The 20,711-nt window shown below is 36.2% G+C and carries 18 protein-coding genes; 7 read left to right on the forward strand and 11 right to left on the reverse strand.

Annotated elements, in window-relative coordinates; genetic code table 11:
• Window positions 1–816: 816 nt before the first annotated feature.
• The gene (locus CQ022_RS23050; protein WP_165791697.1) at window positions 817–978 is read right to left on the reverse strand and encodes a bacteriocin-like protein; all 162 of its coding nucleotides are present in this window, start codon (window positions 976–978) and stop codon (window positions 817–819) included.
• A 224-nt stretch (window positions 979–1,202) separates the two neighbouring features.
• Here CQ022_RS23050 and CQ022_RS19750 point away from each other — a divergent pair, with 224 nt between their 5' ends.
• Window positions 1,203–1,472, forward strand: a complete 270-nt coding sequence (locus CQ022_RS19750) for a bacteriocin-like protein (RefSeq protein WP_034692794.1) — start codon at window positions 1,203–1,205, stop codon at window positions 1,470–1,472.
• A 45-nt stretch (window positions 1,473–1,517) separates the two neighbouring features.
• Here the strand turns inward: CQ022_RS19750 and CQ022_RS19755 are convergent, their stop codons facing one another.
• Window positions 1,518–2,468, reverse strand: a complete 951-nt coding sequence (locus tag CQ022_RS19755) for an isopenicillin N synthase family dioxygenase (protein WP_105684016.1) — start codon at window positions 2,466–2,468, stop codon at window positions 1,518–1,520.
• A gap of 84 nt (window positions 2,469–2,552) precedes the next feature.
• Between CQ022_RS19755 and menD the strand changes: the two genes are divergently transcribed.
• Complete coding sequence (gene menD, locus CQ022_RS19760) at window positions 2,553–4,223, forward strand: 2-succinyl-5-enolpyruvyl-6-hydroxy-3-cyclohexene-1-carboxylic-acid synthase (protein WP_105684017.1); 1,671 nt, start codon at window positions 2,553–2,555, stop codon at window positions 4,221–4,223.
• A 2-nt stretch (window positions 4,224–4,225) separates the two neighbouring features.
• On the opposite strand, the gene CQ022_RS19765 is transcribed toward menD, so the two are convergent.
• Window positions 4,226–4,852, reverse strand: coding sequence for an aminotransferase class IV (locus CQ022_RS19765; RefSeq protein ID WP_105684018.1), 627 nt, complete (start codon window positions 4,850–4,852; stop codon window positions 4,226–4,228).
• Window positions 4,836–5,813, reverse strand: coding sequence for an aminodeoxychorismate synthase component I (locus tag CQ022_RS19770; RefSeq protein WP_105684019.1), 978 nt, complete (start codon window positions 5,811–5,813; stop codon window positions 4,836–4,838). The genes CQ022_RS19765 and CQ022_RS19770 overlap by 17 nt, the downstream gene beginning before the upstream one ends.
• Window positions 5,814–5,857: 44 nt before the next feature.
• Between CQ022_RS19770 and CQ022_RS19775 the strand changes: the two genes are divergently transcribed.
• From CQ022_RS19775 to CQ022_RS19790, 4 genes are all read left to right on the forward strand, one after another.
• Window positions 5,858–6,583, forward strand: a complete 726-nt coding sequence (locus tag CQ022_RS19775; RefSeq protein WP_228421875.1) for a hypothetical protein — start codon at window positions 5,858–5,860, stop codon at window positions 6,581–6,583.
• Window positions 6,584–6,655: 72 nt separating this feature from the next.
• Window positions 6,656–7,384 (forward strand): beta-carotene 15,15'-monooxygenase, encoded by a 729-nt coding sequence (locus tag CQ022_RS19780; protein ID WP_105684021.1) that lies wholly within the window; start codon window positions 6,656–6,658, stop codon window positions 7,382–7,384.
• A 13-nt stretch (window positions 7,385–7,397) separates the two neighbouring features.
• Entirely contained in the window at window positions 7,398–8,477 is a 1,080-nt protein-coding gene (locus CQ022_RS19785; RefSeq protein WP_105684022.1) for an AI-2E family transporter, read from the forward strand.
• A 12-nt stretch (window positions 8,478–8,489) separates the two neighbouring features.
• The gene (locus CQ022_RS19790) at window positions 8,490–8,726 is read left to right on the forward strand and encodes a DUF3820 family protein (RefSeq protein ID WP_105684023.1); all 237 of its coding nucleotides are present in this window, start codon (window positions 8,490–8,492) and stop codon (window positions 8,724–8,726) included.
• 77 nt (window positions 8,727–8,803) lie between these two features.
• Here CQ022_RS19790 and uvrB read toward each other — a convergent pair whose 3' ends face one another.
• The 3 genes from uvrB to CQ022_RS19805 all read right to left on the reverse strand — a co-directional run bounded on the left by uvrB (window position 8,804) and on the right by CQ022_RS19805 (window position 12,764).
• Window positions 8,804–10,795, reverse strand: coding sequence for an excinuclease ABC subunit UvrB (uvrB, locus tag CQ022_RS19795; RefSeq protein ID WP_105684024.1), 1,992 nt, complete (start codon window positions 10,793–10,795; stop codon window positions 8,804–8,806).
• A gap of 176 nt (window positions 10,796–10,971) precedes the next feature.
• Window positions 10,972–12,309 carry a M56 family metallopeptidase gene (locus CQ022_RS19800; protein ID WP_165791698.1) on the reverse strand — a complete coding sequence of 446 codons (1,338 nt, stop codon included), beginning with the start codon at window positions 12,307–12,309 and terminating at the stop codon, window positions 10,972–10,974.
• A gap of 83 nt (window positions 12,310–12,392) precedes the next feature.
• Window positions 12,393–12,764 (reverse strand): BlaI/MecI/CopY family transcriptional regulator, encoded by a 372-nt coding sequence (locus CQ022_RS19805; protein ID WP_105684026.1) that lies wholly within the window; start codon window positions 12,762–12,764, stop codon window positions 12,393–12,395.
• Window positions 12,765–12,869: 105 nt separating this feature from the next.
• Here CQ022_RS19805 and CQ022_RS19810 point away from each other — a divergent pair, with 105 nt between their 5' ends.
• Window positions 12,870–14,087, forward strand: coding sequence for a PQQ-dependent sugar dehydrogenase (locus CQ022_RS19810; protein ID WP_105684027.1), 1,218 nt, complete (start codon window positions 12,870–12,872; stop codon window positions 14,085–14,087).
• Window positions 14,088–14,130: 43 nt separating this feature from the next.
• On the opposite strand, the gene CQ022_RS19815 is transcribed toward CQ022_RS19810, so the two are convergent.
• The 4 genes from CQ022_RS19815 to CQ022_RS19830 form a co-directional block, all read right to left on the reverse strand.
• Window positions 14,131–16,563: a TonB-dependent receptor plug domain-containing protein gene (locus tag CQ022_RS19815; protein ID WP_105684028.1), complete on the reverse strand. Its 2,433-nt coding sequence runs from the start codon at window positions 16,561–16,563 to the stop codon at window positions 14,131–14,133.
• Between the two features lie 162 nt (window positions 16,564–16,725).
• Window positions 16,726–17,883, reverse strand: coding sequence for a pyridoxal phosphate-dependent aminotransferase (locus tag CQ022_RS19820; protein WP_105684029.1), 1,158 nt, complete (start codon window positions 17,881–17,883; stop codon window positions 16,726–16,728).
• Window positions 17,884–17,885: 2 nt separating this feature from the next.
• Window positions 17,886–18,962, reverse strand: a complete 1,077-nt coding sequence (locus CQ022_RS19825) for an FAD-dependent monooxygenase (protein WP_105684215.1) — start codon at window positions 18,960–18,962, stop codon at window positions 17,886–17,888.
• Window positions 18,963–19,288: 326 nt separating this feature from the next.
• Complete coding sequence (locus CQ022_RS19830; RefSeq protein WP_105684030.1) at window positions 19,289–20,665, reverse strand: tryptophanase; 1,377 nt, start codon at window positions 20,663–20,665, stop codon at window positions 19,289–19,291.
• Window positions 20,666–20,711: the final 46 nt, after the last annotated feature.

The following is a 20,711-nucleotide window of genomic DNA, read 5'->3' on the forward strand; positions in this document are numbered from 1 at the left end:
GTTAAGCCCACCAGCGCCGATGGTACTGCTAACGCGGGAGAGTAGGCCGCCGCCAGTTTTTATTTTATTTTTAAAAATCCTTTATCTGATGATAAAGGATTTTTTTTGCTTTATACTCTCCACTCCACTATACCTATATACACCCGTATATACCTATAACTACCAGCTTGACTCATAAATAATGAGTAATAAGCAATAAGTAATGAGTAATATCCAACGTATGCTATATTACTTATTACCCATTACTCATCTTTACCGTTCATCACACTCAAACTGTCACTCCGTAGGAGTCTCAACAATCCATTTAAAATTCTGTAGTTTATCCTTTGAATTCTTTAGAGTCTAATAAATGTGGCTAGATTCCTACGGAATGACATAATCAGAACTATTAATCTCACGATATAAAACTGATCATTCTTAAATCGAATCCCGAAGCTCATAATTCATAACTTATAATTCATAATTGATTTTCTCCTAGCCCCGATAGTAATGGTTACCCCGCAGCTTGGATTGGCGAGTGGGTGGGTCTGAGCGTGGAAGCGTGCAGGCGCGAGGAGTATGAATGAATAGCGGGATAAAGCTCCTGAAATATCACTACTTAAATTTTATTAAACTTCTTTATTTAATCAAGAGGAAGGGTTCATTATTTATACGCTGATTATTTATGCTCATAAGCGGCTTATTATCCTTGGAAGCTTATCTGTATATGGAAAATATATATAAACCCTCAGAACCTGCCTTATCTTAATCCAGAAGAAATGAAAAAACCGCTTCTTAAAGAAACGGTTCTTATTTATGGGATTGGGACTTTCAATCTTACATATCACTGTTTGTGTCCGGGCATTTAAAATCATCACTGCAGGTAGCACATACAATGGTTCCATTGCAGTAGTACATACAGAAATCTGTTTCAGGAAGATTAGCACCTCCAGAAATGTTTTTTAATTGGCCTTTTTGTAGTTTTTTTAAATTTTTCATATCGTTTTAATTAATAATTTGAAGTTAAAGTAAAATTAGTTAAAATATTTTTAATTAATAATGTTTGTTGTATTAAAAATAAAAAATTAATATAATAAACAGTTTTAAGAGTTATATGATCAATGATTTTCACATAAATATTTGATTGACAATAAAATAAATGCTATTTTTAAGCTAGCGTTATCCGAAAAGCTTATAGAGTAGGAAAAATTAAAACTATAACTATGAAAAATTTAAAAAAACTTTCAAGAGACGACAAGAGAAGTATTGTTGCGGGGGTCAATTTTCCAGCCTATTGCTTAGAAGGCGGTGGACCGGGAGAAGGAGGATGTTCTGCAGGACAAATCTGCTCAGGGGGAAAATGTGTTCCTTACGAAAATCCTGGAGGTGGAGAAAATCCTGGCGGTGGTGGAGATACATACACCTGCATCTGTCCATGGGGTACTTTTACACAACCTACACCATGTCCTGAATTTTATTGTATAACAGGATAGTATAATGAAAACGGCTACCTCAAATAGAGATAGCCGTTTCTTTTCTTATTTTTTAATCAATCCTAATTCGATTAATCTTTCATGCAGGAATTCTCCGGCAGTTGTATCTTCGTATAATTTTGGATTGTTTTCATCTACACAGTTCTCAAGTGCATTTAAAGACATTGCACTGATAGGATGCATAAAGAAAGGAATTGAATACCTTGAAGTACTCCACATTTCTCTTGGCGGGTTTACCACTCTGTGGATGGTAGATTTCAATTTGTTGTTGGTGTGTCTTGAAAGCATATCTCCAACATTGATCATCAGTTCATCCGGTTCTGCAATAGCATCAATCCATTCTCCGTTGTGGTTTTGAACCTGAAGACCTTTACCCTGTGCTCCCATTAAAAGGGTAATAAGGTTAATGTCTCCGTGAGCAGCAGCTCTTACCGCATCATCTGGTTCTTCGGTGATTGGCGGATAGTGAATAGGTCTTAAAATAGAATTTCCTTCTGCGATTTTATCATCAAAATAAAACTCATTTAACCCAAGGTGCAATGCTAAAGCTCTTAACACATACTGTCCTGTTTTCTCAAGCATCTGGAATGCCTCTTTACCTACTTCGTTGAATTTTGGAAGTTCATCAACGATTACATTGTCTGGATACTCAGTTTTGTATTTTGAATCATCAGACAGATACTGTCCGAAATGCCAAAATTCTTTTAAGTCTCCTTTTTTGAAACCTTTTGCAGTTTCTTTACCGAATCCTACATAGCCTCTCTGTCCACCAATTCCTGGAATCTCATACTTCTGTTTCGTTTCCACTGGTTGTTCAAAAAAGTTTTTTACCTCTCCATACAAATCATCCACTAGGTTGTCATCAAGAAAGTGGCCTTTTAAGGCTACAAAACCAATTTCTTCATAAGCTTTTCCGATTTCATTTACAAATTTCTGTTTGCGTTCCGGGTTGTCCGAAAGGAAATCACGCAGGTCTACACTAGGTATTTTATCCATTTTTAGAAATTTACGAACAGCAAAATTACATTTTTTTTAAATTAAATGATTTTAAAATCATTATTTATAAGTTAAATTTGCTGTATGAAAAAATATTCTTCTAAGAGAAGTATCCAAATACTTGCACATCTTCTTCAGCAGTACGGAATTGCAGATATCGTAATTTCTCCGGGGTCAAGAAATGCTCCTTTGGCCATTCATTTTTCAGAGGTAGATAGTTTCAACTGTTACAGTATTGTAGACGAAAGAAGTGCTGCTTTCGTGGCAATGGGAATGGCAAAAAGCGAGAAAAAACCTGTAGCCATTACCTGTACCAGCGGATCAGCAGTCGTTAATTATTATCCGGCAGTGACTGAAGCCTTTTATCAGAATGTTCCCCTTTTGGTATTGACGGCTGACCGACCTACTGATTTTGTTGATATTTTCGATGGGCAGACGATTAGACAGAAAGATGTTTTTCATCAGCATTCCTATGGTGACTTTCAGCTTTTGGAAGACAGCAAAGAAAATGCAGAAGATATTAATTTCGATATCATTAAAAAAGCAATTGAGCTTTGTTTTGAGAAACAAGGCCCGGTACATATTAATATTCCTTTAGAAGAACCTTTATACGAGCTGGTATCTGAGCTTCCTACTTTTCCTACTGTTGAAAAAACAATCAAACATAAAGAGTATGAAATTCCATCCAATCTGATTGCAGAATGGCATACCTCACAAAGAATTTTGCTGTTGGTGGGAACGAGAGATTACAGCCCGGAATTGGAAAATCAGTTAACTCAATTGGTAAAAAACCATTCTGTTGTTGTATTGAGTGAAGCCAACTCAAATTTACATCACGAGAAGTTCTTCAAACATATAGACCGCTATATTTTTAATTTTACAGAAGAAGATTATAAAACCTATGCGCCTGATCTGTTGATTACAATAGGACAGAATGTGGTTTCTAAAAAGGTAAAACAATTCCTGAGAAAAGCCCACCCGAAGCAGCATTGGCATTTGGATGAAGTGTGGCAGCCTGATACTTATTTCTCCCTCACAGAAAAGATAGAAGTTAAGCCGGAAGTATTCTTCTCAAAACTGCTGAAATTTATCAATCTGGAGCCGAGACCTTATTTTAATCTTTGGGATGTTTTAAGGGATAAAAAAGATGCCAAGCATGAACAGTTTTTGAATACGATTGATTTTTCAGATTTTTATTTCTTCAATAAGGCATCACAAACGATTCCTGAAAACTATAATATTCATATCAGCAACTCTTCCGGAATCAGATATGCACAGCTGTTTGATTTTGGAAAGAGAAAAATATATTGTAACAGAGGAACAAGCGGTATTGACGGTTCTACTTCTACGGCAATGGGATTTGCTATCAAAAATGAAAATCCAACCTTATTAATAACAGGAGATTTAAGTTTCTTTTATGACATCAATGGTCTTTGGAATCAATATATTCCACCATTTGTAAGAATTATGATCTTCAATAACGGTGAAGGAAATATCTTTAAAATCATTCCGGGACCGGGTAACGCCAATCCGAATACGCTGGATGAATTTATTGCTACAAAACACCGTAAGAATGCAGAATATCTGGCGAAACATTTCGGATTCTCCTATATTCGGGTAGAGGACGAGCTTACGCTGGACAGGGTTCTTGAGAATTTCTTCAAACCTGATGCACAGCCAAAAATCCTGGAAGTAAATACTCACGGGAAGAATAGTGCAGATGTACTGAAGTCGTATTTTGAATTTATGAAATAGGGTTAAAGATCAAGATATTCCTCATTCCCCGGCAGGTTGATAATCCTGTCGATAGGATAGATAAACATATCATCAAAATCATTCAACGCATTAATGATCTGGAAATGGGTGAATTGCTTTATATTCTGTAAAGTAATCTCCGTTTCTTTGATCTTTTTATGCTTTAAAAGATGCTGTCTCTGTACTCCGTTCAACAGATAGGTAGAAGGAGTAAACCAATCTTTTCCTTTTAAAAACAAAAGGTTGGAAAAAGAGGTATCAGTGATATGGTTGTTTTTGACAATGATGATTTCTTCAGCTTTTGCTTTCATTTTCATCTTATCCAACTCTTTTCGGTCTTCAAATTTAAATGAATAATCAAAGCTGTTGTTTTCTACCAGCTTGAAATCCTGTATTTCAGGAATAGCATAAGGAATCATCTGTGTTCTGATTCTTTTATCAAGGTCATAGGCAATTCTTAGTTTGAAAAGACCATCCTCATCATGCTGCAGGTTTTTATAGATCTTGGCCAGATCGATAGAGTCTTCCTTCCCGAAATGGGAAAATGTTTGATTGACACGTTTCTGATGTAGATCCAATAGAAAAACCTCCTGATCTTCTACTTTAATGCTTTCAATGAATTGGGACATAGATTTTATTTTTCATTTCCTGATACTCGTCTTCTAACTTACTCATGTGCGTTATACCGCCTCCGCTTTTGAAATAAAGTTGATCTCCTTCTTTTTCAATAAAGCGTATCATTACACAGCTGTCAACATTTTGACCGTCAAACCAGCCACAAACTCCTGTGTAATATCCTCTGTCATATCCTTCCGCATCCAGAATTATTTCCAGTGTTTTAGGTTTGGGAGCTCCTAAAATAGAGCCCGCAGGAAGAAGCTTCTGCATAATACTTCCTACTTTTCCGTTAAATTCAGGTTTTATTGTTCCTGAAATCTCAGAACTCATGGCATACAGATCTTTCTGCTGGGTTTTGATAAAGTCAATATGCTGAAACTGATCTACTTTTACCTCATCAGCTACCATGCTCAGATCATTTCGGAGCAGATCTACTACAGTATAATGTTCTGCCTTTTCTTTCTTATCATTTTTTAGAATTTCTGCTGCATTTTCAATAGAAGCATCAATTGTACCTTTCATGGGATAAGTCAGAATTTTTCCATCAATAATCTTTACAAAAGTTTCAGGAGAAAAAAATACAAAAAAATCTTTATAAAAAACTTTGTACTTCGCATTTGAGTGGTAAAAAATTTCTTCTAAGGTTAAATTGGTCTCTATCTTTGTTTTTCTAGTATAATTTACTAAATAAGAGTTTCCTAAACGAATATTTTTCTGAACCTTATTAAAGCCTATTTTAAAGCTCTCCAGTGTTTCAGGAACTGACTTCCATATTACTTTTTTGTCTAGTGCATGGGTCTCTTTTGACTCTGTAAGTTCTTTGAAATCAATAATTAAACCTTCTTTTTCAATTTCATGTTCCTGATATATTTCTACATTCTCTGCGAGAAAGTCGATGACGAAAAAATAGGGAACCTTCTGAAGGGAAAGCTCGTCCATTTCCATAAATTTTTGATGATTCACTGAAAACATTCTGCAAAAATACTTATTGATGTTTACTTTTGCATAAATTTTTTATGATGCAGAACAAATATCCTCAGAAACCGGGACTAGATTTTATATTGAAGCAGGCATTTTTTTATTGGAATAAAACACTCGTTTTTCAGTTGATGTTTTCAATTTTTTATTTTGGAATTTTCCTGACGGTGTTTTTTGCCGCAGATCTGAAATATAATATTTTTAGCCAGTATATGGAAACCAGCAAGTACCTTAAAGATGGAATGCAGGCTTATGCCACGCAGTATACTAAAATGGTTTCTACTCCGGAATTTCAGAGTTTTTCTCTGATGATTGTGGGTACTATGATTTTTCTTTATCCTCTTAATATTGGTTTTTATCAGATTTACAGAAAGATTGATCTTAAGGAAAAGCTTGAGCTGGGCGATTTACTGGTAGGATATAACGGACTTAACTTTTTTAAGTACATAGGATATTATATTTTCTGGTTTTTCATCTATGTCAATGCTGCCCAGACTATTATTCTTGGAATTGTTTGGGTGATAATAACTGTGTTTGTAGCTCCATTGATGTTCTTTACCAATAAAAGGATTTTTGAATCAATTTCTCTTAATTTTAAAGCACTCAGGATGTATTTTCTGGAAATAACGGTTTGTGTGATCGTTGCTTTTATATTTAAGTATTTGGGTTTTGCCCTGTTTTTTATAGGAGGATTGTTTACATTCCCTTTTTGGAATGCCATGATTTACTCCCTTTATAAAACGGTTTTTTCGGAAAAAAGTTAAAATTCATTCGTGTTTAATATGATTTTTTACTAAAAAAAAGTAAATTTGGTAAAATCATTAAATATTTAAACTATGTCTGAATTTAACGAATTTGATCAGCAAGGCTCTGTGCCTAACAGAGATACGGGATCAATTATTTCTCATGCCTTTGAAATGTACAAGGGTGTTTTTGGTTACGGAATCGTAGCAATGATCATTTACATGATTGGAGGATCTCTTATTCAAATGCTTACCGGATTTGATTCTGCTTCTGTGGCGGAAGAAATAAAATCTTCAGGAGGTGATTTTAATTCCTTGAGTACACCAGGACTTCCCTTGTATATGGGTGCTTCCAGCCTTTTCGGACTTTTGTTATCTCCTTTATATGTAGGACTGATCTACATGGTGAATAAATACAATACCAAAAATCCAATTGAGTTTTCCGACCTTTTCATCGGATACCGTCAGAATTTTGTAAACATTTTGATTTACAGCCTTCTTGCTTGGGTGATTTCGTCAATTGCTCTGGCATTGTGTGTATTGCCTATCATTTTTGTGTATCCTTTCCTTTTATTAGGATATCCTATTCTGTTATTTGAAAATGCTTCAGCTACAGATGCTCTGTCAAAGTCTTTCAATATTGCTAAAGAAAACTATGGAACTTTCTTATTAACAGGTCTTTTAGGGTTTCTAATTTCTTTTGCAGGAATTTTCCTTTGTATTATAGGGATTATCTTAACAGCTCCGTTTATTATGATTGTAATGTACTCCACCTATTGCGCTTTCTTAGGAAAACCAAGACAAATTATGTTCAGCAAATAAAATATAAAAATTGATGATGAATAAGGACAAACAAATAAGCAGTGTTGCGATAAAGCAGATGTCATTGCTGGCCATTATTCTGGTATTGGCAGGTTTAATCTGTTTCAATCTGGCATTGTTTATTCCCTCAGTTCTGGGAGCAATTACCATTTATGTCGTCTGCAGGAAGTATAATTTTTATCTGCAGGAAGAAAAAAAATGGAAACCGTCACTGGCCGCTTTTGCGCTCATGTTGGCGAGTCTTATTGTTCTTATTCTTCCCATCTATTTTATTGCCGATCTGATTATTGATAAACTAGGCAATGCTCAGGCTTATATGGCCAAGTTCAATATTTTCCTGGATAAAATCCATTCTTATATTTTCTCTAAAACAGGATTTGATATTCTGAGCAAGGAGAATATGGCAAAGCTGAAAGATAATGTAGGAAAATTTTCTACATCAGCAGTCAGTGGTACATTCAATACTCTTACTGTAGTAATGTCTATGTATTTCATTCTTTATTTTATGCTGGAAAGGCCGAGACTCTTTGAAAAGATACTGACTTCTTCTGCACCATTGAAGAGAGCCAACATTTCTTTGATTGGCGATAAAATGAGAAAACTAATTATGGCGAATGCTATCGGGATTCCGGTTGTAGCTATAGGACAGGGGATTGTTGCTCTCATCGGTTATCTAATTTTTGGAGCACCCGGAGCAGCATTGCTTTTTGCACTAACGGCTGCAGCTTCAGTGATTCCTGTAGTAGGAACGGCTATTATCTATGTTCCGGTGTGTATCTTTATGATTGCAGAAGGCAATACCGGGCAAGGAATTGGTTTGGCAATCTATTGTCTTGTGGTGGTAGGTCTTACAGATAATCTTCTTCGTTTTACCCTTTTAAAGAAACTGGAAAATATTCACCCACTGAATACTGTATTCGGAATTATCATGGGAATGAATCTTTTTGGCTTCATGGGGCTTATTTTCGGTCCTATTCTGATCTCCCTGACCCTTCTTCTGGTTCAGGTATACAGAAATGAATTTTCGGATGAAGATATGCCTCCGGACCTTGAACTGCCTGGCCAGGATGATATAAAAGAAAAATTAATTTAATTATATAAAAACGTGGAAGGACTCAATCCCGAAATATTAAAAGAAATCTGTGTAATGAAAATGCCCTTCGGAAAGTATGAAGGGACAGTTCTTGTAGACCTCCCGGTGAGTTATCTGGAATGGTTTAACAGAAGCGGAATGCCAAAGGGAAAGCTAGGAATGCAGCTTTCAACAGTTTATGAGATCAAGATAAACGGTCTGATGGATCTTTTGGCTCCTATCAGGGCAGCAGTAAGAAATGGATTGTAAAAACTAAAATATATCAATCTTAGATAGGATTTCGGCGGCATCGAAGATGCCGCCGAAATTTTTTATTATCAGTTGTATTAAGCTTTCAAAGCTGCAATTTCATCTCTCAGTTTGGCTGCTTTTATAAAATCAAGATTTTTTGCGGCAGCTTCCATTTCTTTCTGTTTCTGGGCAATCATTTTCTCAATATCTTCACTTGCGTAGCTGGCTTTTGTTTCAGCAACTTTCTTAAGAATTTCTTTTTGGGTATATTTTTCATCAGGGAAATCTTTGCTTCTCCCTACAAGATTCTCAGAAATCTTTTTATTTAAAGCTTTTGGTTTAAGGCCGTTGTCTTCATTATATTTCATTTGCTTGGCACGGCGGTATTCGGTTTCATCCAATGTAGCCTGCATCGATTTGGTGATTTTGTCTGCATACATGATCGCTTTTCCGTTTACATTCCTTGCGGCACGTCCTACGGTTTGTATCATTGATCTTCTGCTTCTGAGCATTCCCTCTTTATCTGCGTCAAGAATGGCTACTAATGAAACTTCTGGTAGATCCAGTCCTTCTCTTAATAGATTGACTCCAATTAATACATCAAAAAGTCCTAAACGAAGATCCTGCATGATCTGAATACGTTCCAGTGTTTCAACATCAGAGTGAATATATCGTGTTCTGATCCCGAATTTGGTAAAGTATTTCGTAAGTTCTTCAGCCATTTTCTTCGTTAAAGTGGTTACCAGTACTCTTTCATCAGCATCAGATCTTTTATGGATTTCTTCCATCAGATCATCAATCTGATTGATGGTAGGTCTTACTTCAATAATAGGGTCAAGAAGTCCTGTTGGACGGATAATCTGTTCTATATAAGCGCCTCCGGTTCTCTCAAGTTCATAATCTGCAGGAGTTGCAGAGACATATATTACCTGATTCTGAATGGCTTCAAATTCTTCAAATTTTAAAGGTCTGTTGTCCATAGCAGCCGGAAGTCTGAAACCATATTCCACTAATGCTTCTTTTCTGCTTCGGTCACCACCATACATGGCATGAACCTGTGGAACTGTAACGTGGCTCTCATCAATAACCATCAAAAAGTCTTTAGGGAAATAGTCAATCAGGCAGAAGGGTCTTGTTCCCGGAAGACGGCCATCCAGGTATCTCGAATAGTTCTCAATTCCTGAACAATAGCCCAGCTCTTTAATCATTTCAAGATCCAATTCGGTTCTTTCCTGAAGTCGCTTGGCTTCTAATGGTTTTCCTACAGCGCTAAAGAAATCAACCTGTTTTACCATATCATCCTGAATGTCTTTAATGGCACCGTTTAAGGTCTCCTTTGAAGTTACAAAAAGATTGGCAGGATAAATTTGTATCTGATCAAAATTGTCTTCTACATTCCCCGTCACAGGATCAAAGCTTTGGATTTTTTCAATTTCATCTCCAAAAAACTGAATTCTGATGGCATTATCAGTATAGGCAGGAAAAACATCAATTACATCTCCCTTCACCCGGAATGTACCTCTTTGGAATTCGTTTAATGTTCTGGCATAAAGTGCGTTTACTAATGAGTGAAGGAGTGCAGTTCTTGTTACCTTCTCACCAATCGCTATGGAAATTAAAGATTTATGAAATTCCGTAGGGTTTCCGATACCATAAATACATGAAACGGAGGCTACAATCAAAACGTCTCTTCTTCCTGAAAGAAGGCTGGCCGTAGCGGAAAGACGTAATTTTTCTACCTCTTCATTGATACTCAAATCTTTTTCAATGTAAGTTCCTGTTGTGGCAATATAGGCCTCTGGCTGGTAGTAATCATAGTAGCTGACAAAGTATTCCACCGCATTTTCCGGGAAGAATTCTTTAAATTCCATAAAGAGCTGTGCTGCCAGTGTTTTATTGTGTGCCAGGACTAATGTTGGACGTTGAACATTTTGTACAACATTTGCAACCGTAAAGGTTTTTCCGGAACCTGTTACCCCAAGAAGGGTCTGATATTTTTCACCGATCTCTATTCCTTCGGTAAGTTTTTCAATAGCTTGAGGCTGATCTCCTGTAGGTTTATATTCTGATTGAAGCTTAAAATCCATAGAAAAGAATGTATACAACAAAAATACAAAAGAAATTATTAGGCAGGATAATGTTTTGATGTTGAATATTTTGGTAATAAAAATTTCATTAATAATCTTATCGTTTTGATTTTTTGCTACAGTCTGAACAAGAAGAGGTGAAAAATAAAAAGCGCTAATTTCTAGCGCTTTTGTTATTATGGTCGTGTAAAAGTCATCGTTGCAGGAACCTTTAATATGGAAGCAATGGCCTTTCCATCTTTCATTGCGGGGATCCAAACTGTTTCATTACTGATTGTTGTAACTGTTTTCAGAAGTTCCCGGTTCAGGATTTCATTTTGTCCCGAAGTGGTTACCTGAGTTGTTTTTCCTTCCTCATTGATATGAATATAGGCGGTAGATGTTATAGGACCTTTATAGTCTTCTAAACTACTCACATCCACATTTCTGCTTATTTTGATTTTTAAATCTTTAGCTCCCCCAGGATATTGTGCTGGAAATTCGTTTGTGTTTTGTTGAGTATTGATGGCGGTATTTATGTCTTTACCTTCAGTCTTAGATGTTCTTGGAGTGATTGTGTCCGAAACTTTTTTTAATTCCTGGTTTTTGATGTCCGTGATCATTGAGTGGTTTTCCTGTTGAATCTTTTTCTCTTGAGTGTCTGTTGTTAAAGGGGATTGATACAACTTTGGGGTTTCCACTGTCCTTGGATTCGGAGAAGATATTTCTCCTGTTTTATTAGAAAGCGAAATATTGGCTGGATTACCTGCATAAGTTCTCTCAGAGAATAATGCTGCCGCTGCAATCAGTACTGTAATTCCGGTTGTTTTCTTTAACAGACTGAATTTTGATTTTTTTGTTTTCATCATAATAAATCTTTTTTTGGTATTATTAAAATTAAATGAATGGGTCAAAGGAGGATTTTGCTGATTAAGTATTTCTTCGAGAATAAGATTCTGATATTCTTTCATGTTACAATTACTTTTCATCACGGCTTCATCTGCCAGAAATTCATGATTCGTGATCATAGCTTTCTTATACAGGAAAAGAACAGGGTTGAACCAGGTGAAAATATTTAAGATATTCAGAGCCAATAAGTCCAGGCTGTGTTTTTGTTCAATATGAGTCTTTTCGTGAAGGAAAATTTTTGGATCTATCGTATCATTTTTCATATAGCTTTCCCCCATATAAATGGTGTTCCAAAAGCTGAAGGGCGAAAGGTTTTCTTTTGTTAATACAATATTATGATCTTGATAAGTAAGTTTTTCTCCAGATATTTTTTTGATTTTCAGAAGAGAAATAAGGCCTTTTAGCAAAAGAATAAGCGTGATGAAAATATAAATTCCCCATACTGCATTCATCCAGTTAAAACTTTCCTGTTCCTGCTGGATAAAGATCATTTGCTGGGCTGCTTCTTTAATGATTAGCTGAGGAGTAGGCTCAGTGTCCTGGCTTGGCAGGGTAATCGTAACAAACGGAATTGTATATGAAAGCAATAATGAGCCTAATAAATACACTCGATTGAATCTGTGCATTCTTTCTTTTTCCAAAAACAGATAATATATTGCAATGAAAATAGAGGAGCACAAAACTATTTTGAGAATGATGGCTGTCATATCTATTCTTTTATCTGTTCGTCAATAATATCACGAAGTTCTTTCAACTGTTTTTGGCTGAGTTTTGCATTGGAAGTAAAGAAAGAAGCAAACTGTGTCACAGAGCTGTTGAAAAAACGGTCAATCATGGAAGTCATTTCTTCCTTGAAATATTCTCCTTTTTCTACCTTTGGGTAGTATTCACGGGAATTTCCATACAATTTATAGCCTACCAGTTCTTTATTCTGCATTCTTTTAAGGAGGGTTGCAATGGTAGTGGGTGCGGGTTTGGGTTCCGGATAAGCATCCAGAATATCCTTCATGAAAACAGTTTTCTTTTCCCAAAGAATTTCCATAAGGCCTTTTTCAGAATCGGTTATTTTAATCTCTTTCATTCTACATGTTTGTAATTTGTTCTACAAATGTAGAATAAAAATTAATATAAACAAGTTTTATGGCATTATTTTTCCATTCATTTTATAAAAAATAATCATAATAATATGAAAATCAATCAATTTTATATCCCTGTATTAAGCCTTTTTCTTTTTTTATCCTCATGCAAGGAGGGCAATACCAATGCTCAGAAGACCGGAAACGCCGGTAGCGTGGAGACAGAGAGTCCCAATTCTGAATATAAACCGGCATTTAAAGGGCAGACAAGAATCAAGGCCGTGAAGACAGCAACCGCCTATACTGTAGAAATATTGAATAAAGATTTGGGAAGACCCTGGGGAATTATCAATTTGCCTGACGGGAGGTTTCTCATTACGGATAAAAAAGGTCATATGAATGTTGTTTCAACAGATGGAAAACAGGTGTCAAAAATTGAAGGCTTTCCAAAAGTGGATTCAAAAGGGCAGGGAGGAATGCTGGATGTAGCCCTTGATCCTGATTTTAAAACCAATGCTATTATTTACTTTAGTTTCTCTGAACCATTTGGAAAAGGAAACTTAACGTCTGTGGCGAAAGGGAAGTTATCTGCAGATCTCAAAAATATTTCAGAGGTGAAAGTTATTTTCCGTGCCGAACCTTCTTATGACGGAGATAAGCATTATGGAAGCCGTCTGGCTTTTGATAAAGATGGAAATCTATTTGTCAGTACCGGAGAAAGATCAGATAAAGTAACCCGCGTTTACGCTCAGAAAACAGATAATTATCTTGGAAAAATTCTAAAGATTACAAAAGAAGGCAAGCCCGCTCCGGGAAATCCTTTTATTGGGAAGCAAGGCTTTAAGCCTGAGATCTATGCCTATGGTATCCGTAATCCTCAAGGTATGGCAATTGATTCCAATGGAAATTTATGGGATGTGGAAATGGGACCGAGGGGAGGAGATGAGATTAATCTGATTCAACCGGGAAAAAATTATGGATGGGGAGATGTAACGTATGGGATTGAATATTCCGGAGACAAGGTAGGAAAGGGAATAACCCAAAGAGAAGGAACGGAACAACCGGTTTATTATTGGGATCCTGTAATTTCACCAAGTGGAATTACTTTTTACACGGGGAATATTGATGAATGGAAAGGAAATCTTATTATCGGATGTCTGAGTGGCGAGCATATCAACAGAATCGTAATGAAAGATAATAAAGTAGTAGGAGAAGAGCGTCTTCTTGCAGATCAGAAAGAACGTTTCCGTGATGTACTGAATGGAATGGACGGAAATCTCTATGCTGTAACAGACAGTGGTAAGCTTTATAAAATTTCAAAAAAATAAAATAAAAAACTCCTGAAGATTCTCAGGAGTTTTTTATTTTCAATTAAAATTTAAAGTTGACCCTGGCGAAAACCTGCCTTCCGGCAAATCCCATCTGTACAGGATCAAAAATACCTCCGGCTTCTGTATTTCCGCTAGATACATGAGAGGTCTGTAAAGTAGGATATCTGTTGAACAGATTTTTACTTCCTAAAGTCAGATTCAGGTTCTTACAGAATTCATATCCGAAAGAAAGATCGGTGGTAACTTTTGGATTATAGACCTGTTCTGAGTCATCATAGCCAATCAGGGTCACCTTATCAAACCTTACCATTTGCAGATTTACATTGAACTTATTAAGCTTGTAATTAAGGTTTAAGTTCACTTTTGTTTTGGGAGCAGAAGCAAGAATAAATGCTTTTTCTCTTGCACTAAGGTAAATGTCTTCTTTTCCTGCCAGCTGTTCTGAAGTATTTACTTTTGTGATTTCCATATCATTATAGTTTCCGGCTAAAGTAGCAGTCAGTTTTCCAGAACCAATATTTTCAGTATAACTTAAGATAAGGTCAACCCCTTTTGTTTTAGTATCAATAGCATTGGAAAAAAACTGTGCCTGGTCGATGAATGGATTCTCTGCCTGAACATCTGCCGGCAAGTCTGCTTGTGCAAAATATCCGGTCAAAACGATTCTGTCTTTTACACGAATATAGTAGCCATCTATTGTTGCTGTGAATTTCCCTGTATTGAAAGTAAATCCGGCACTTCCGTTCACAGAGGTTTCCTGTTTCAGTTGAGGGATTCCAAGGCTGCTTGCCAGTTTGCTGTCGTTAGATGCCAGCTGAATTGTAATCAATTGTCCTCCCTGGAAGTTGGTAAACTGTTGGCTATAGTATTTCTGAGCCAGAGAAGGCGCTCTGAAGCCCGTAGAAACAGACCCACGGAACGCAAACTGTGGCGTGATCGCGTATCTTGTAGCAAACTTACCATTCAAGGTACTTCCGAAATCATTATAATTTTCAAACCTTCCGGCAATACTTATCATCCAGTTTTTGGTAACATCCAATTCAGTATCTACATAAGCTGCGAAATTGTTTCTGCTCTTGCCAAAATCAATAGAATAGCCGGGAAATCCTTGTGATCCCCCTGGACGATAACGTAAAGGGTCAGAACCAGGAACTGTTACCCATAAATTTTGAGGAGTATCTTTTGTAACTACATTTCCATTGATATCATACATGGCATAGGAGGCTTCTTCTCCTTTGATGATGTCAAATTTTTCATATCTGAATTCTGATCCGAAAGCAACGTTAAGCCCTTCCAGTACTTTGAACTGTTTCACAGCATTAAACCCGGTGGTATTCTGCAGCAATGAATGTCCGCCTGCATTAAAGCTTGTAGGAGATTTAACTCCTAGAGTAGCATTGATTGTATTATCAATCTGGTAAGTAAATCTGTTGTTACCAAAAGCATTATAGAAATCTACATCCCAGTCTGCAACTTTGAATTTTAAGCCATTGTCAAACGTGAAATCTGTAATGCTGGTGTTTTCAATCGGGTTGAATCCATTAGGATAAACTTCAGGAATATTTCCGTCTGCATCAGGTGTTCTGGTCCAGGCATAAGCCTTAGTATTTCTATGTGAAAAGCCCTGACGGGAATAGAATTTCAGACCATCAGTTAAGGGTACCTCAATATTTCCAAAAAAGTAAATATTTTGCGCTTTTGCATCCCCGAAACGCTGTCTTGGTGATGTGTACATATCCGGATTAGCATTTCGAATCGCATAATCTTTATTGATAAACTCTACAGTAAAGTTTCCAAAACCTCCTTTTGAACCTATTTTAGTTCCTAAATTTCCACTGAAATCAAAAGTCGTTCCGTCTATTTTATGATCAGAGACCACATCATTGTTTCCGGGGCTTTTAAAAAGGTTCATTCCTGTGAATAGATTTCCTTCAAAACCTTTGTCTCTGTCATTCAAAATAACATTAATTACTCCTGCAATAGCATCCGAACCGTACTGAGCTGATGCTCCGTCACGTAGAACTTCCACTCTTTTTATCGCGCCAATCGGAATGGTATTCATATCATATCCGGTGTTTCCTCTTCCTTTGGTTCCGAAAAGATTAATCAGTGAAGACTGATGGTATCGTTTTCCATTTAAAAGAAGTAAAGTCTGATCAGGACCAAGACCTCTTAAAGTAGCCGGATCTACAGCATCAGCACCGTCAGATCCTGATTGTTTATTGGAGTTGAAAGATGGAGCGGAAAATTGCAAAAGCTGGTTGATTTCTACCTGTCCTGTGGACTGGCTTACCTGTTTAATGTCTATAATATCGATAGGAACGGGCGTATTGACTACGGTTCTTTTTTTGTTTCGGCTTCCGGTAATGGCTACTTCGTCAATCTTTGATTCTTTCAGAGTGTCTTTTATTTGCTGGGCATAGGAGAGAGTAGAAACTCCAAGGAAAATAATGCTGATATATTTTATTTTCATATTAATAATTTTAAGTGGTGATTCAATCAAAATTATCAATATTTATTTTTAAATCAACATTAAAATAAAATATTTAGTATGAATATCTTAATTTAATGTTGATTTGGACTAAATTCGGAAAAATAATAATCTATTATCTGAATTTAATTAAAAATTTTAATGTTAAAAGCTGGTAATGATTCTGTTAATTCCTTCTTCTAAAATTTCCTGTGAGGTGGAAAAGCAAATTCTGATATGACCTTCAGCGCCTTTTCCAAACCATCTTTCTGATCCGGGAACAATCGCTACTTTTCCGTGTTTTAAGACATGCTGGGCAAATTCATCACTGGACATTCCGTTTTCTATCTTTGGAAACAGTACAAAAGTTGCTTCAGGCAGATTCGGGGTTACAATTTCTGAACGGCTTAATAATCTAAAAGCTAAGTCTCTGTTGTTCTGTAAATGGGCTAGAAACTCTTTATACCAGGGTTTTGCCTTCTCCAGTGCGACACTTCCTGCAATCTGGGATAAAGTAGAAACACCTTCTATGGTGGAGTTGAAATTGGATTTCTCTGTGAAATCTTCAAGGATATCCTGATCATTGCACAGTACAGCTCCAATTCTCAATCCTGCTATTCCGAATGATTTTGAAAATCCATATACTGTAAAGCTCTTTTTCTTTGCCTTCTCAGATACTGAAGAATAGGTATGAAAACTTTTATTGTCATAAATAATATCACTCCAGATTTCATCACTCATGACCCAAAGATCATGGGCTGAAGCAATCTCTGCTACTTTAATCAATATTTCTTTAGAATAAACTTTTCCAAGGGGATTATGCGGATTGCATATGCTGATAAGCTTGGTTTTAGGACTGATTAAAGAAACCAGCTTTTCAAAATCAATTTCTCCCGTCACTGTATCCACAGGACATAATATTACTTTTCCTCCTGCTGTTTCTACTGATTTTTTGAAAAGAAAATCTACCGGATCCAGAATGATGGCTTCATCTCCGGGAGTAAGAACATACGAGGCAATCAGAAACATTCCCTGTGCAGCACTATTGACTGCCAGTACATTTTCAGGAGAGAAATTTCCGTGTTTTTCAGCATTAAAATGATCTGCAACACTTTTTTTGAATTCCGGAAGTCCCGAAAAAGGGCCGTAACTTAAATAGCCGTCTTTCAGGTATTCAATAATTCCCTGTTCTATTTCAGGAGCTGTTCTGAAGTCGGGATCTGCAGCTGTAAGAGGGATAATTCCGTCTTCCAGGGTTGCCCATCTTCCGTTGTAAGCCTTTCTTTTTAGCGCTTCAAAGTTGATATCGTTATTGGTGAACATATTTATTTATAAGATATGGGTAAAATATTTTCTGTTTGTTGGTTGAGAGGGAGTAAAAACTGATTGAGTAATATCCTCCCATTGCTGATGTGAACCTCGATTTCAGGTTTTCTCTCAGACTCATATTTACTGAAAGCATACTCTACAGAATTTTCTTCAACTAAATATTTCGTTAGTAAAAAAGAATCTTTCAAAGCAGAAGTAACGCCCTGGCTTGTAAATGGAATCAGCGGATGTGCTGCATCACCGATAAATACGGTGTTTTCTTTGTAAAATGGATTGAGTTCTTCCAGTTCATAAACATTCCATAAATGTACATTTTTATAGTCTGATTTTCGTATGATTTCCGGAACTATAGGATGCCAGTTTTCAAAAACTTCAAGCATATATTTTCTTAGATTCTCTGCAGAACACTCATTGATTGTGTATTTTTGGTTATCAAACTGTGAATACCAAAGAATCGTATCATCAGAAAGCTTAAGAATCCCGAATGTCAGACCGCCTTCTTCATGATGAAATTTCATAAAGTCATTTTCAATAGAATCTGCAATCTCTTTATTCTGAATGATATTGACAACTTCACTTTCTCTTACCATTCTCATTATTTCATCTTTAAAAAGATTCTTCCTGATGCGGCTTCTGGATCCGTCAGAAATAACAATAATGTCTGCATCAACATTGGTTCCGTCAGAAAACTTAAGACTGTCACTTTGCTGATCATCGTAGAATATGGTTTCTTCGTATGATATCTTTTCTTGAGAAATGTTTTGGGCTAACAGATTAATCAATGCGTGTCTCGAAATTGCAAAAACATTATCCAGATCTTTTTCTGCCAGAAATTTTCCGGTGTGAGAATACTGTACATATTTTTTTAGGAAATTTCCATTTTTGAGAAGAAGATCAGGAGTGATGATTTGATAAAGATAGTCCATCCCTTCCTTGGGGATGAGAAAGCCGTGACCAGCCAGATCTTTCCTTTTTCTTCTTTCATAAATGTGATAATCAATCTTGTATTTTTCTAAGTAATTCGCCATGCTTAAGCCGGAAATACCGGCGCCCACGACAGCAATTTTCTTCATTTGCGGAATAATGTATTTTTCAGGTTGGTTTTTTAAGTATTTTTTATCTCCTTTAGATAAATACAAAATTAAAATTAAAAACCTTCACTATCTCAAAAAATGAGTCAATTTGATTTTTGTTTTATAAAAAATAAAATGAAAAGCATAACGTATTATTTGCAATAAAAAAATATGATTGATTTATTTTTATTTATAATATCTAAATGATTGTGAGATTGTTATGTGGGTAATGATAGCGACAACAAAAACGGGTAAACTTCTTCCTGTTTGATGAATTCTTGAATAGTAATGCATAAAAAAACCGGAAAAAATTTCCGGTTCTATCATTAAGCTTTTTCAAGCTGAACAGTAAAATGTCTTAAGATTTCCGGTTCCCAGGTGATCTTGTATCCTTTTGCTATTTCTTCACGTCTTTCGTATACGTTTTTGATAGCAGCAGCAATATAATCCATATGGTTGTTGGTATACGTTCTTCTAGGAATTGCCAGACGTACCAATTCTAACTTCGGATAGCGGTTTTCTCTTGTTGCAGGATCTCTGTCGGCTAACAAAGTTCCGATTTCCACAGTTCTGATCCCTGCTTCCTTATAAATTTCAAGTCCTAAGGTCTGTGCCGGATATTCTTCACGGGAAACTTTCGGAAGGAAATTTAAAGAATCAATGAATACAGCATGTCCTCCAATAGGTTTCTGAACAGGGATTCCATATTCTATTAATTTATTCCCCAGATATTCCACCTGAGAAATTCTGCTTTCAAGGTAAGCAAATTCAGTAGCTTCATCAAGACCTACTGCCAATGCTGCCATATCTCTTCCGGCCATTCCTCCATAAGTAATAAACCCTTCGTAGATAATGGTAAAATTGGATGCTTTTCTGAAAACTTCTTCATTATTCAATGCAATGAAACCTCCTATATTGACTAAGCCGTCTTTTTTAGAGCTCATTGTCATCCCGTCTCCATAAGAGAAAATCTCTTTACAGATCTCCTTAATACTTCTGTTTTCCTGTCCTGCTTCTCTTTTTTTGATGAAATAAGCATTCTCTGCAAATCTTGCTGAATCAAAGAATACAGGGATTCCATATTGGTCAGAAAGAGCTTTCACTGCTTTCATGTTTTCCAAAGAAACAGGCTGTCCTCCAGAAGAGTTACAGGTAATTGTAATTAAACAGAAAGGAATGTTTTCTTTAGGATGGCTTTTATAAACTTCTTCCAGTTTTTCAAGATTGATATTTCCTTTGAAAGGGTGAAGGTCATTAATATCAAAAGCTTCATCAATTGTACAGTCGATGGCATGAGCTTTTCTGATTTCGATATGTCCTTTTGTCGTATCAAAATGAGAGTTTCCGGGAACTACATCCCCTTCTTTTACCAATACTGAAAAAAGAACATTTTCTGCTGCTCTTCCCTGGTGTGTTGGCAATAAATATTTGAATCCTGTGATACTTTCAACGGTTTGCTGTAATTGTTCGAAAGAACGGGATCCTGCATAGCTTTCATCTCCTGTCATCAAAGCTGACCATTGTCTGTCAGACATTGCTCCGGTTCCGGAATCAGTAAGCAGGTCAATGTAAACATGTGAAGATCTTAAATTGAAAAGATTGTAATTCGCTTCTTTAAGCCATTGCTCTCTTTCTTCTCTTGTAGATTGGTAGATTTCCTCCACCATTTTAATGCGGAAAGGTTCCGCGTACGGTAAATTCATGAGTTAAATATGTTTTAAATTGTTTGTAAAGAAAATGTGCTTGAAA

This window comes from Chryseobacterium culicis (assembly GCF_002979755.1).
In the GTDB taxonomy this organism is placed as follows: Bacteria; Bacteroidota; Bacteroidia; order Flavobacteriales; family Weeksellaceae; genus Chryseobacterium; species Chryseobacterium culicis_A.

Coding starts and splice junctions, on each gene's coding strand:
- CQ022_RS19800 (WP_165791698.1), bottom strand. CDS start 12,309: ATGCACAGATTCAATCGAGTGTATTTATTAGGCTCATTATTGCTTTCA.
- uvrB (WP_105684024.1), bottom strand. CDS start 10,795: ATGGATTTTAAGCTTCAATCAGAATATAAACCTACAGGAGATCAGCCT.
- CQ022_RS19785 (WP_105684022.1), top strand. CDS start 7,398: ATGATGAATAAGGACAAACAAATAAGCAGTGTTGCGATAAAGCAGATG.
- CQ022_RS19780 (WP_105684021.1), top strand. CDS start 6,656: ATGTCTGAATTTAACGAATTTGATCAGCAAGGCTCTGTGCCTAACAGA.
- CQ022_RS19770 (WP_105684019.1), bottom strand. CDS start 5,813: ATGTTTTCAGTGAATCATCAAAAATTTATGGAAATGGACGAGCTTTCC.
- CQ022_RS19765 (WP_105684018.1), bottom strand. CDS start 4,852: ATGTCCCAATTCATTGAAAGCATTAAAGTAGAAGATCAGGAGGTTTTT.
- CQ022_RS19825 (WP_105684215.1), bottom strand. CDS start 18,962: ATGAAGAAAATTGCTGTCGTGGGCGCCGGTATTTCCGGCTTAAGCATG.
- CQ022_RS19820 (WP_105684029.1), bottom strand. CDS start 17,883: ATGTTCACCAATAACGATATCAACTTTGAAGCGCTAAAAAGAAAGGCT.
- CQ022_RS19775 (WP_228421875.1), top strand. CDS start 5,858: ATGATGCAGAACAAATATCCTCAGAAACCGGGACTAGATTTTATATTG.
- CQ022_RS19805 (WP_105684026.1), bottom strand. CDS start 12,764: ATGAAAGAGATTAAAATAACCGATTCTGAAAAAGGCCTTATGGAAATT.
- CQ022_RS19815 (WP_105684028.1), bottom strand. CDS start 16,563: ATGAAAATAAAATATATCAGCATTATTTTCCTTGGAGTTTCTACTCTC.
- menD (WP_105684017.1), top strand. CDS start 2,553: ATGAAAAAATATTCTTCTAAGAGAAGTATCCAAATACTTGCACATCTT.
- CQ022_RS19755 (WP_105684016.1), bottom strand. CDS start 2,468: ATGGATAAAATACCTAGTGTAGACCTGCGTGATTTCCTTTCGGACAAC.
- CQ022_RS19810 (WP_105684027.1), top strand. CDS start 12,870: ATGAAAATCAATCAATTTTATATCCCTGTATTAAGCCTTTTTCTTTTT.
- CQ022_RS19830 (WP_105684030.1), bottom strand. CDS start 20,665: ATGAATTTACCGTACGCGGAACCTTTCCGCATTAAAATGGTGGAGGAA.
- CQ022_RS19750 (WP_034692794.1), top strand. CDS start 1,203: ATGAAAAATTTAAAAAAACTTTCAAGAGACGACAAGAGAAGTATTGTT.
- CQ022_RS23050 (WP_165791697.1), bottom strand. CDS start 978: ATGAAAAATTTAAAAAAACTACAAAAAGGCCAATTAAAAAACATTTCT.